At 71.3% G+C, this 13,339-nt stretch carries 3 protein-coding genes and 1 pseudogene; all 4 read right to left on the minus strand.

Annotated features, from left to right (window positions below):
• Window positions 1-13: 13 nt before the first annotated feature.
• The gene (locus ACH4E7_RS21175) at window positions 14-4,498 is read right to left on the minus strand and encodes an amino acid adenylation domain-containing protein (protein ID WP_396250553.1); all 4,485 of its coding nucleotides are present in this window, start codon (window positions 4,496-4,498) and stop codon (window positions 14-16) included.
• Entirely contained in the window at window positions 4,495-10,716 is a 6,222-nt protein-coding gene (locus ACH4E7_RS21180; protein ID WP_396250554.1) for an amino acid adenylation domain-containing protein, read from the minus strand. Before ACH4E7_RS21180 ends, ACH4E7_RS21175 begins: the two co-directional genes overlap by 4 nt.
• Window positions 10,713-12,563, minus strand: a complete 1,851-nt coding sequence (locus ACH4E7_RS21185) for an ABC transporter ATP-binding protein (RefSeq protein WP_396250555.1) — start codon at window positions 12,561-12,563, stop codon at window positions 10,713-10,715. The genes ACH4E7_RS21180 and ACH4E7_RS21185 overlap by 4 nt, the downstream gene beginning before the upstream one ends.
• A gap of 534 nt (window positions 12,564-13,097) precedes the next feature.
• A pseudogene (locus ACH4E7_RS21190) lies at window positions 13,098-13,247 on the minus strand (DDE-type integrase/transposase/recombinase); the annotation flags it as partial.
• Between the last annotated feature and the right edge of the window lie 92 nt (window positions 13,248-13,339).

A 13,339-nucleotide genomic window follows, 5' to 3' on the forward strand; every position in this document is an offset into this window, starting at 1 on the left:
TCCAGCGAACGGCTTAAAGGTCGTCGTCAAACTCGGCTTCGAGTTCCTCGATCTCGTCCTGGTCCAGGTCGAGGAGGTCGAAATCGGACGCGGTGTGCCCCCCGGCGGAAGGATCACCCGCCAGGCGGGCCAGGGCGGACAACACGTCCAGCCACAGCCGGCCGAACCGTTCGATCTCGGCCTCCGGGAAGAGACCGGCCGGCCAACTCACCGCGAGCACCAGTTCCAGGCCGTCCGGCAGTTCCCGGATGACCGCCTCGGCTTCCAGCGCGTGCGACGGCCTCACGTCGGGGTCCGATGAACAGCCGATTCCTCCGGACCGCTGCCACTCCCGCACTTCGCCCGTGGCGGACCGGCCCCGGTAGGCGAACCCGATCCGAGGCGACGGTGAGGCTTCCAGTACCGGTCCCGTTTCGCCGTTCAGATATCGCAGCAGCCCATAGCCGAGTCCGTCGCCGGGCACCGCCCTCGACTGCTCCTTCACCGCCTTCAGCAACGCCCCGGAGGCCGGATCGATCCCGCCCACGTCCAGCCGCACCGGATGCGCGCTCGTGAACCGGCCCACCGTCCGGGACGGATCCATCCCGCCGGCCGGGTGACGGCCGTGACTCTCCACGTCCACCAGCACCACGTGACCTCCGCGCCACCGCGCCACCGCGCCTGCCAGGCCTGCCAGCAGCACCTCGTGGACACCGCAGTGGAAGGCCGAGGTGACCTGCTCCACGAGCGCACCCGCGCGGTCCTTCGGCAAGGTCCATGATCGGCGTCCCGCGGCATGGCCGGCGCCGGGCTTGCCCAGCCGTGGCTCCGCTCCGTCGAGGAGCGCCGTCCACGCGGTCAGCTCCGCGACGCGTGCCGTGGCGGTCGCCTGCTCCGCCAGTGCGGCCGCCCACCGCCGGTACGAGACGTCCACCGGGTCGAGAACCGGCTCCCTGCCCGCGGCGACGGCCTCATAGGCGGCCTTCAGGTCCGGCAGCAGGATCTGCCACGACCACGCGTCGACCGCCAGCGGATGCGCCGCCAGCACGAGCCGTCCGACCCGGCCGGGTCCCGCGTCCACCCACACCGCACGGACCATCACACCCGCGGCGGGATCCAGCCGCGCGGCCGCCTCCCGAGCACACCGCTCCGCGACGGCATCGAGGTCCCCGGGGTTCGCCTCCACCCGCTCGATCAGGTTCGCGGCGTCCACCGCGCCCCTGCCGGACACGACCACCCGGGGCTTCCGGGCTGCCTCGACGATCCGGCTCCGCAGCATGTCATGAGCGTCGATCACCACGCTCAGCCCGGCCGCCAGCGCGTCCACCGCCAGATCGCCGGGCGCGCCGACGGTCACCCACTGCACGGGTCCCGTCCCCCCTACCGTCATCATCGGCGTCCAGGCGACGTCTCCTGTGCCCTCGGCCGGACCGGGCCGCGCGGCCGGATCGCCCTCCAGGTCGAGGATCCCGGCGATTCCCGCCGGGGTCCGGTGCTCGAACACCTCGCGCGCGCCGAAGGCCATTCCGGACCGACGGGCCCGCGCCGCCAGCTGCATCGAGGTGATGGAGTCTCCGCCCAGCTCGAAGAAGCTGTCGTCCGCGCCGACCCGTTCCAGGCCGAGAACCTCGGCGAACAGCGCGCACAGCGCCCGCTCGGAATCGGTGGCCGGTTCCCGGCCGGTGACGCGTCCGCCGAAGTCGGGGTCCGGCAGCGCCGCCCGGTCCACCTTGCCGTTGGTCGTCACCGGCAGGGCGTCCAGGACCATCACCGCCGCCGGCACCATGTAGCTCGGCAGCGCCCTGGCGATGTCCTCGCGCAGCCGTTCCGGATCGATGTCGCTGCCGGACACGACATAGCCGATCAGGCGCCCTTCGCGTGCCACCACCACGGCCTGGTCGATGCCCGGCCGCTCGGCCAGCACCGCCTCGACCTCGCCCGGCTCGACCCGGTAGCCGCGGATCTTCACCTGGTCGTCGGACCGCCCGACGTACACCAGCTCGCCCTCGTCCGTCCAGTACGCGACGTCGCCCGTCCGGTACATGCGCTGACCGGGGGCGAACGGGTCCGCGACGAACCGCTCCGCCGTCAGCCCCGGACGGTCCAGATAGCCGTGCGCCACCCCTGCGCCCGCGATATGGAGATCGCCCGCGACGCCCGGAGGCAACGGACGCAGGAAGACGTCCAGCACGTACAGCCGTCGGCCCGGCAGTGGGCGGCCGATCGGCAGGATCGACCCCAGCCGGTCGCCGGGCTCGATCGCCTTCCATGTCGCGCACAGGGTGGTCTCCGTCGGACCGTAGGTGTGCCAGACGACCAGCTCGGGGCAGGCCCGCCGGACCCGCTCCACCTCGCTGAGCGGCACCACGTCGCCGCCCGCCAGCACGTCGCGCAACCCTGAGAACGACTCCGGCGACTCCTGCGCCAGCGCCCGGAACTGGCCCGCCGTGATGTTCACCGAGACGAGGCCCTGTGCGACCTGAGCGGCGAGGCGCTCCGCGTCGACCACGCCCGGCTCGGCGAGCATCACCCGCGCACCCGAGACGAGCGGCACCCAGAGGTCGTACACGGAGGCATCGAAGGTGTGCGGCGCGTGCATCAGCACGGAGTCACCCGCTCCGACGCCCCACACCGGGTCTCCCGCCAGGGCCGCGACGCCGCCGTGCGGGACGGCGACGCCCTTCGGCGCCCCGGTCGATCCCGACGTGTACATCACATACGCCAGATCGTCCGCCCCGATCGGGACCAGCGAGGTCTCACCGTCGACGGCGTCGTCCATCATGATGAGCTCATGGCCCGGGGGCACAGCGGCCGCGGTCCCCGCACTGCACACCACCGCGGCGACCGCGGCGTCGGACAGCATGAACGCGACCCGGTCCGCCGGGTAGTCCGGATCGACGGGCACGAACGCCGCCCCCGCCTTCCACACCCCGAGCCATGCCGCCGGCACGTCCGGCGAACGTTCCAGCAGGACACCGACGCGGTCGCCGCGTCGCACGCCCCGGTCCTTCAGCACCCGCGCCAGCCGGCCCGACCACTCGTCGAGCTCCACGTACGACCAGTCCCGGCCCCCGGCCGTCATCGCCGTCGTGTCCGGAGTCTTCTCCACCTGCCGGAGGAAGAGATCCACCGCCGTCGGCGCGGCGATCGGGTCGCCCGTCGCATTCCAGCGATCGACGACCAGCTCACGTTCGGCGTCGCTCACCAGGTCCAGGCGGCCCACCGGCGTGCCCGGCTCCGCGATCATCCGTTCCAGGGCTCGAACGAGCCAGGGGAGAGCGGCCTCGGCGACCGGGGCGTCGACCATCCCCGGCTGATACTGCAGCTCGGTCTCGATGCTCTCGCCCGGCATGACGCCCAGAGTGATCGCGTAGGGGGACGCCTGGTGGAACTCCCGCAGGGTCAGGCTCAGATCGCGCGGGGACTTCGAGCCCGCCGCGGGATCGACGTAGTTCTCGAACACCACGATCGTGTCCAGGCCCGACCCTCCGAGCTTCTGGATCTCCGGGAGCCCGAGATGCTGGTGCGCGATCAGCGCGGACTGCCGCTCCTGCAGCTCCGTCAGCGTCTCCAGGACGGTCTTCTCTCCGTCCAACCGCACGCGCACCGGCACGGTGTTGATGAACAGCCCCACCATGCCCTCCGCGCCCGGCAGGTCCGCCGGACGCCCGGAGACCGTCGCGCCGAAGAGCACGTCCCGGCGGCGCGCCAGTCGGGCCAGCACCAGCGCCCACGCGCCCTGCACCACGGTGTTCAGCGTCAGCCCGTGGCCGCGGGCGAACTCCACCAGGGCGGAGGTGAAGGCCGGTGAATGGCGGATCACCTTCCGGACCGGCAGTTCCGGAGCCCGGCCGGGCCTTTCGGGAATGCCGAGCGCCGATCCGTCGGCGCCGGACAGCTCCGTGCGCCATGCCGCCCGGGCGGCGTCCTTGTCCTGCCGTCCCAGCCACGCCAGATGGTTCCGGTAGGAGGCCGCTGACCGCAGACCCGACGCGACGCCGCCGGCCGCGTAGACCTCGAGGAGTTCCGACTCGAGGACCGCCCGCGACCACCCGTCCATGAGCAGGTGGTGGCTCGTCGTCACGAGACAGTGCCGCTCCGGACCGAACCGGATCAGCGTCAACCGCAGCAGCGGAGGCCGCGTCAGATCGAACCCCCTGGCACGCTCCTTCTCCGCGATCACGGTCGCCTCGGCGAGCGCGTCCTCCTCGGCCAGGCCGGACAAGTCGCATTCGGTCCAGGGGAGTTCCGCCTCCCGGGGAATGAGCTGGACCGTCTCGCCGGACTTCCGCCGGTGGAAGGACGCCCGAAGCGTCGCGTGCCGGTCGAGGAGGGCCTGCCAGGACCTCCGGAGCCGCTCCGCGTCCAGCGGCCCGTCGATGATCTGGGATTGCTGGATGACGTAGATGTCGGGGGTCTCGTCGTCGAGGGAGGAGTGGTAGAACATTCCCTCCTGCATCGGTGACAGCGGCCAGACCTCCGCGAGCGCCGATCCGGGGGACGTGGTCGACTTGGTCACGATTCCTGGCCTCCTCCGAAGTGCGCCGCTATTGCCTCGAAACCCTCGATCTCGTCCTGATCGAGGTCGAGAAGGTCGAAGTCGGACGCGGTGTGTCCCCCGGCGGAGGAATCGTCCGCCAGGCGGGCCAGGCCGGACAGCACGTCCCACCACATCCGGCCGAACCGTTCGATCTCGGCCTCTTCGAAGAGGCCGGCCGGCCAGCTCACCATGAGCGTCAGTTCCGGGCCCTCCGGCGTTTCCCGGACGACCGCATCGGCCTGCAGCGCATGCGGCAGTGCCATGGCCTGATCCAGAGAACCGCCGATGTCTCCAACCTGCTGCCATTCCGCCACGTCGTTCTGCTGACCCACGACGAACCGGCCCATGTAGTTGAATCCGATCCGGGGCGCCGGCACGGCCTCCAGCACCGGTCTCGTCCCGGCGTTCAGATGACGCAACAGCCCATGACCGAGCCCGTCACCGGGCACTGCCCGCGACTGCTCCTTCACCGCCTTCAGCAGATCCCCGGACGCCAGGTCGATCCCCGACGTGTCCAGTCGCACCGGATGCACGCTGGTGAACCAGCCGACCGTCCGGGACAGGTCCAGCCCGCCGACCGCATGACGGCCATGACTCTCCACATCCACCAGCACCACATGACCGCCGGACCAGCGCGCCACCGCCCCCGCCAAGCCCGCGAGCAGCACCTCGTGGACCCCGCAGAAGAACAGCACCGGAACCCGTCCCAGCAGCGCCGACGCCTCGGCTCCCGACATCGCCCACGACCGTGAGCGCACGCTCCCCGTGCTCACCTCCGGCCTGCCGATCGGCCCGTCCCCCTGGCCCAGGATCGCCTGCCACGCCGGCAGTTCGCCGACCCGTTCCGCCGCGGCCGCCCATTCCTCCAGCAGGCTCGCCCACTGCCGGAACGGCACCGCCACCGGCTCCAGCGCAGGAGTCCGTCCCGCCGCGGCCGCCTCGCATGCTTCCCGCAGATCCGGTACCAGGACTCGCCACGACATTCCGTCGACAGCCAGATGGTGCACCACCAGCACCAGTCGGCCCACCCGACCCGGCCCGGCGTCCACCCACACCGCCTGCACCATCACGCCCGTCTCCGGGTCCAGCCGTCCCACCGCGTCCCGCACCGCGCCCGCCACGGCCTCGTCCAACGAGCCTCCGCCAAGCCCCACTCGCCGGACCTGACCGGCCGTGTCCACCGAGCCGCGGTCACCCACGATCAGGCGTCCCTGCTCCACGCGGGCTCGCAACATGTCGTGCGTATCCACCACGGCGGCCAGCGCGGCGGCCAGGACCCCCTCGCCCAGATCCACGGGCGCGCCCACAACCACCCACTGCGCGAATCCCGCACCGGTGATCCCGTCGCCCAGCATCCTCATCACCGGGGTCCACGGCACCTCGCCCACACCGTCGGCCGTCGCGGGCCGGGCGCGTTCCGGCAGCGGCGATTCCGGCACCAGCCGCGCGAGTCCCTCCGGCGTCTTCTGCCCGAAGACGTCCTGCGCGGCGAGGGCCAGTCCTTCCCGCCGCGCCCGCGCCACCAGCTGCATGGCGGTGATCGAGTCTCCGCCCAGGGCGAAGAAGCTGTCATCCGCGCCGACCCGCTCCCGGCCGAGCACCTCGGCGAACAGTCGGCACAGCACCCGTTCGTGCTCCGTGACCGGATCTCGACCGACGGTCCCGGCAGTGAGATCGGGGTTGGGCAGCGCGCTGCGGTCGATCTTCCCGTTCGGGGTGGTGGGCAGCGCTTCCAGCACCACCACAGCGGGCACCATGTGCTGGGGCAGCCGGGAGGCGAGGTACTCCCGCACCGCGTGCGGATCGACCTCGGCCGGCGACACGTAGGCCAGGAGGCGGTCGTCCCGGACGGCCGCCGCCGCCTGAGCAACCCGCGGGTGGCCGGACAGGACGGACTCGATCTCGCCGAGCTCGATCCGGAACCCACGGAGCTTCACCTGATCATCGGCCCGCCCGGCGAACACCAGCTCACCGCGGCTCGTCAGATAGGCCAGGTCTCCCGTCCTGTACATCCGCGCACCGGAGGCGAAAGGATCGGCGACGAACCGCTCCGCCGTCAGCGCCGCACGGCCCAGGTAGCCACGGGCCACCCCTATCCCCGCCACGTACAGCTCACCGGTGATCCCCGGCGGCAACGGCCGGAGGAACGCGTCCAGTACGTGGCAGCGGCTTCCCGCGATCGGTGCCCCGATCGGGACCACGTCCCGGCCCGCCGTCAAGGGCATGCTCATCGCAGCACACACCGTGGTCTCGGTCGGCCCGTAGGCATTGATCAGCCGCCGTCCCTCCGACCAGCGATCCGCGAGGCCCGGCGGGCAGGCCTCCCCCGCCACCACCACCGTCTCCAGCCCCGCCGGCAGCATGTCGGCCGTGGCGAGCACCGACGGCGGAACCGTCACGTGAGTGGCGTCCCACCGCTCCAGTGCCTCGGCCAGCGACACCCGCGGCGGCAGGTCCCGCTCCGGCGCCATCACCAGCGTCGCCCCCGAAAGCAACGCCATCAGCGCCTCCGAGACCGTGGCGTCGAAGCCCAGCGCCGCGAACTGCAGGACCCGTGACGACGGCGACACGGCGAACCGGTCGATCTGTGCCACCGCCAGATTCCCCAGGCCCGCGTGGGTGACGACGACCCCCTTCGGACTTCCCGTCGACCCCGACGTATAGATCACGTACGCCGCGTCGGCCGGCCCCACCCGCGGCGACACCGCATCCGGGCCCGCCGCGAGATCCACTTCGTCGATCACCACCGACCGATCGGCGAACTCCTCGGGCACTGCGTCCCGCGTCTTCCCCTCGCACACCACCAGCACGGGATCCGCGTCTCCCAGCAGCAGTCGCACGCGCTCGGCCGGATACGCGGGATCCACCGGAACGAACGCGCCTCCGGCCAGCGACACCCCCAGCATCCCGACCACCCACCACGCCGACCGCCCCACGACGAGGCCCACCCGGGACTCCGGTCCGGCCCCACGGCCCCTCAGCACGGCGGCGAGCGCCGATGCCCGTTCCCAGAGCCGCTCGAAGGTCAGTTCGCCGTCGCCGTCCACCACCGCCACCTCGTGCGGCCGCTCCGCCACGACCCGCGCCACCAGCCCCGGCAAGGACTCCCCCACCGCCAGCGCCGCATCCGCGCGGCTCACCCGGCCCCCGGCCACACCGAGCCGCCCCACCGACCCGGAAGGGTCAGCGGCCATCGCGCCGAGGGCGCCGACGAACCACCCCAGCACGGACTCGGCGACGGTCTCCTCGATCTGCCCGTGCCGGTAGGCGAGTTGGATCCTGAGTCGGTCCCCCGGGATGATGCCGAGGGTCAGTGGATAGTGGGTGCCCTCGACCGTGCCCAGGTACGTGAACTGGTCGGCGAAGTCCCGCGGATAGTTCTCGAACACCAGCAGCGTGTCGAACTTCGCGCCCGGCCCGCCCGCTCTCTGGATCTCGGGCAGTCCCAGATGCTGATGCGGGATCAGGGCCGCCTGCCGCTGCTGCAGACCGGTGAGCAGGTCGGAGACCGTCTGCCCGCCGGCCAGCGATACCCGGACCGGCACGGTGTTCATCATGAGCCCGGGCATCGACTCCACCCCGGGGAGCTCCGCGGGACGGCAAGCGACCGTGGTGCCGAACACCACCTCGGTGCGCCGCGCGAGCCGGGCCAGCACCATCGCCCACGCGCCCTGCACCATCGTGTTCAGCGTCAGCCCGTGGTCACGGGCCACCTGCGTCAGCCTGGTGTAGAGCTCCGGCGTGACGTGGGCGATGCGGTACTCGTATCCCATCCCGGCGGCCGTCTTCGCGATCGACGCGTCCCCGTCGAGGCCGGACAACTCCGCCTGCCAGGCCGCGCGTGCCTCGTCCTTGTCCTGTCGATCCAGCCAGGCCAGGTAGTCCCGGTAGGATGCCGCGCCGGTCCGCTCCGGGAGCCGGCCGCCGCCCGCATACGCCTCGGCCACCTCGTTGAGGATGACCGCCACCGACCAACCGTCAGTCAGGATGTGGTGGTGGACGACCAGCAGGCGGTGCCGGTCCTCACCGATCCGGACCAGCAGCAGCCGGAACAGCGGGCCCGCGGCCAGGTCGAATCGCTGTTCCTGTTCCCGCCGGGCGAGGACCTCGACGGCCGCCTCGGCGTCGCTCACGCCCGTGAGGTCGACCGCCCGCCAGGGCAGGACGACGTGTCCGGCGACGGCCTGGAGCGTCCTCCCCGACGCGAGCCGTACGAAACTGACCCGGAGCTCGGCGTGCCGTGCGAAGACCGCCTCCCACGCGGCCCGGAGCCGGGCCACGTCCAGCGGCCCGTTCAGCTCCAGGATCCACTGCGCCTGGTAGATGTCGAGGCCTTCTTCTTCGAGGGTCGACTGGAAGAGCAGCCCCTCCTGGAGCGGGGCGAGCGGCCAAACCTCCTCGGCACCCGGTACGGCGATCGCCAGCTCGCTCTCCTCCTCCGCGGTGAGAGCGATCAGGGGCCGGGCGTCGGGGGCATCGGGGGCGTCGACGGGTACAGGACGCGCTGCGGCCGCCAACCGTGCGGGGGTCCTCTCCTCGAAGATCTGGGAGGGCGTCACCAGCAGACCGGCCCCGGACGCGCGGGCCGCCAGCCGCATCGCGGAGATCGAGTCGCCGCCCAGGGCGAAGAAGTCCTCGTCGACACCGACCCGGTCCAGGCCGAACAGCTCGGCGAACAGTCCGCTCAGGACGCGCTCCGCCTCGGTGGCGGGTTCGCGGCCCCCGGCATTCCCCCCGAAGACGGGCGCGGGCAGCGCCGCCCGGTCCACCTTGCCGTTGCCGGTGAGCGGAAGCCGGTCCAGCGTGATCACGGCAGCCGGGACCATGTACTCCGGCAGCATCGCCCCGAGACGCTCACGGAGGACGACGGGATCCACGTCCGTCACCGCGTAGCCGATCAGGCGGCCGTCGATCGCCACCACGACGGCCTCGTGGACATCCGGCCGGGCGGTCAGCGCGGCCTCGATCTCACCCGGCTCGATCCGGAACCCGCGGATCTTCACCTGGTCGTCGGCTCTGCCCGCGAACAGCAGCTCGCCGTCGGCGGTCCAGCGGGCGAGATCCCCTGTGCGGTACATCCGGCCGCCGGGTACGGACGGATCCGCCACGAACCGCTCCGCCGTCAGCGCCGCCCGGTCCAGGTAGCCGTCCGCAAGGCCGGCACCGGAAAGGTAGAGGTCGCCGACCGTACCCGGCGGCACGGGCAGCAGCGACGCATCGAGCACCTGAGCCCGGCGACCCGGAAGCGGACGGCCGATCGGCAGGGTGGAACCCAGCGCATCGCCCGGCTGGAGCAGGTGCCACGTCGCGCACAGCGTCGTCTCCGTCGGACCGTACAGGTGCCGGATCCGCGCTCGGGGGATCACCCTTCGCACTTTCTCCACCGCGGGTGCGGGCACCACGTCGCCGCCCGTCAGCACCTCGTGGAGGCCGGCGAAGGATTCCGGCGACTCCTCCGCCAGCGCGCGGAAGCTCCCCGCGGTCAGATGCACCTTCGTCACGCCGGCGGCGACCGCCTCCCGCAGACGCCGGGCGTCCACCGCACCCGGCTCGGCGATCACCACGCGGGCGCCCGAGGCAAGCGGTACCCAGATCTCGAAAAGGGACGCGTCGAAGGCGTGCGGCGCGTGCATGAGGATCGCGTCACCGGGGTCCACCGTCCAGCCGGGGTTCCCCACCAGCTCCGCGACGCTCCGGTGCGGGACGGCCACTCCCTTCGGGACCCCCGTCGACCCGGAGGTGTACATCACGTACGCCAGGTCCCCCGGACACACCGGGACCGTCGGCACGTCGCCCGAAACCTCGTCCGTGACGACGATCGACTCGACCCCCTCCGGAACGCTGTCGCCCGCCGCGGCCGAACACGCCACCAGGGACGCCCCCGAGTCCGCGAGCATGAACGCCACCCGCCGCGCGGGATAGGCGGCATCCACCGGCACGTACGCCGCTCCCGCCTTCCACACGGCGAGCAGCGTCACCACCAGGTCCGCAGAGCGTTCCATCAGGACCGCCACACGGTCGCCGCGGCGGACGCCCCGACCGATCAGCCGCCCGGCCAGCCGGCCCGCGAGCTCGTCCAGCCGCCGGTAGGTCAGCGCCCGGTCCCCATCAACTACGGCCACCGCGTCGGGCGTCCGCTCCGCCTGGCGGGCGAACAGCTCCGGCACCGTCGGCGTGGCCAGCGCTGCGGAATTCATCGTCCCCCTTCAGGAACCATCTGGTGGACCGGCCCGGCCCCGTTGCCTTCGGGCTCGGGTCCGATGTCGCCCGGCTTGGCGAACTGCGTGTGATAGAGCTCCGCGTAGAGACCGGCCTCGGCCAGCAGTTCCTCGTGCGTCCCGCGCTCCCGGACGCCTCCGTCGTCGATCACGACGATCTGATCGGCCTCACGGATCGTGGACAACCGGTGGGCGATCACCAGGGAGGTGCGGTCGCGCAGCGCGGTCCTGAGCGCCCGCTGGACGGCGGCCTCCGACTCGGGGTCCAGGTGAGCGGTGGCCTCGTCGAGCACGACGACCGAGGGCGCCTTCAGGAGCAGCCTCGCGATGGCCAGTCGCTGCTTCTCCCCGCCCGACAGCCGGTAGCCGCGGTCTCCCGCGACGGTGTCGAGCCCCTTCGGGAGGGATTCGATCAAGTCCCAGATCTGGGCTCCCTTGCACGCCTCGATCAGCTCGTCCTCGGTGGCGGTCGGACGGGCGTAGCGAAGGTTCTCCCGAATCGTGTCGTGGAAGAGGTAGGTGTCCTGGCTGACCACGCCCACCGCGTCGCGGAGTGAGCCGACGGAGAGATCCCGAAGATCGTGTCCGCCGACACGGACGGTGCCGGAGGTCGGGTCGTACAGCCGGGACACCAGGTGGGTGAGAGTGCTCTTCCCCGCGCCGGACGGGCCGACGAGTGCGGTGAGGGTTCCGGCCGGCGCACGCAGGCTCACGTGGCGCAGGACCTCCGGCGCCGTCTCCCCTCGATCCCCTCCGCCACGCACGTTCTGCTCCAGCGACGGCAACGAGACCTCGTCCGCGCCCGGGTAGCGGAACGACACGTCCTCGAACTCGATCTCCGGGGCCGTGTTCCGCGTGAGCGTGACGGCGTCGGGGCGTTCCTCGATCAGCGGCTTCAGGTCGAGGAGCTCGAAGATCCGGTCGAAGCTCACCAGGACGACCAGCGCGTTCGCCTGCATCCCGGACAGCTGGGTGATCGGCCCGAACAGCCGCCCGAGCAGGGCGGCGAGAGCGATCAGCGTGCCGAGCTGGAAGGCCCCGGAAAGCACGAGGCCGCCGCCGACCCCGTAGGTGAGCGCCGTGGCGAGCGCGGCGATCAGCAACATGACGACGAAGGCCATCCGGCCGTAGACGACGACGCTCACACCGGCCTTGCGGAGCCTTTCCGACCGGTCCTCGTACTCGGCCATCTCCTCGTCCGGACGGCCGAAGAGTTTGGAGAGCATCGCCCCCTGAGCGTTGAACCGCTCCTGGAGGAGGCCGGCCAGGCCGGCGTTCACCTCCATCGATTGCCTGGTGTACCGCTGTGTCACTCGCCCCACGTACACCCAGGGAACGACGAACAGCGGGATCATCACCAGCGTGATGACCGCGACGATCCACGACAGGTAGAACAGCTCGGCCATCACCAGGACGACCCCGAGCACGCTGGGGAGCGCCATCAACAGTTGGCTGAACGCCTGCTGCGTCATGATCAGATCCGTGTGGAGCCGTCCGACCAGCACACCGGTCTGGGTGCGGGTGAAGAATGCGACCGGCAGCCGCTGGACGTGCTCGATCGCCTGGATCCGGACGTCGTGGCTGACCCCCTGCCCGATCCTCCCGGCGAGGTAGGCGAGCACCAGCTGCAGTAGCGCGTCGAGGACGGCGAGCCCCGCGGTGAGGCAGGCCAGCAGGGTGACCTCTCCGGAGTCGCCCTTGAGGATCCCGTCGTCGACGATCTGCTTGAGCAGCAACGGAGTCGCCACCACGATGAGCGACTCCAGGACGGCGCCGATTGCGAAGAGTGCGATTCTGCCGGTGTGCGGGCGAAAGTAGGCGAGCACCCTGCGTGGCGTTTCAGGGCGGAGCTTGGCCGGCTCGGGATCGTCGCCTCCGCCGGCCCTTTGCGCCCCCCTGCTGGACGGCATCATGACCATCCGGACATCCCCTCTCCCACGACACCGAAGTCCGCAGGTCCATGGTGCTGATCGGACTCGCTGTCCACGAGTCGCCGTCCACGCGTCGGTGTCCAAGCGAGCATTTCCGACACTTGGACGCGGCCCCTGATTCCGATCTCGAAAATTCCTCAGTGTCGCGAAATGAACCAATTGGGGAATGTGGGGAGCGGAAAGCGGAAGGACTCACCGGTCGAATGTCGGTGAGTCCTTGAGTGCGGGGTGCATCAGTGGGCGAGACGAACCCTGCCGACTGGTTTCCGACTCACACCCGACGACCCGCCCCCGCCGAGGTCACCGGGAGTGCGCCGAGTGACCGGCTGGATCACGCGCAACCCTGACCGCATCCGTGACGGGGATCAGCGCAAGCTGAAAGGAAATCCTGGCCCGCTGCCCCGAGTTGGACGCGGCTACCGGGCACCTGGCGAGTTCCTCGCTCTCGCACGTGGTGACCATCCAGCCCACGGTGTCGCGGGAGTAGACGTCGATCATCGTGTAGAGGAAGTAGAAGACCCGCTCGTGCGGGCCTCGCAGCTTGGTGACGTCCCAGGACCAGACCTGGTTGGGGGTGAAGTCACGAACATCGAGCTCCTGAAGCGGCGGCTGGCAGGTCGTGCCGGACATCCCCTGCTCCGCAAGCGAGTTCCACTCATCGCCGCCGATCG

Origin of the sequence: Kitasatospora sp. NPDC018058 (assembly GCF_044327205.1) — a bacterium.
GTDB lineage: Bacteria > Actinomycetota > Actinomycetes > Streptomycetales > Streptomycetaceae > Kitasatospora.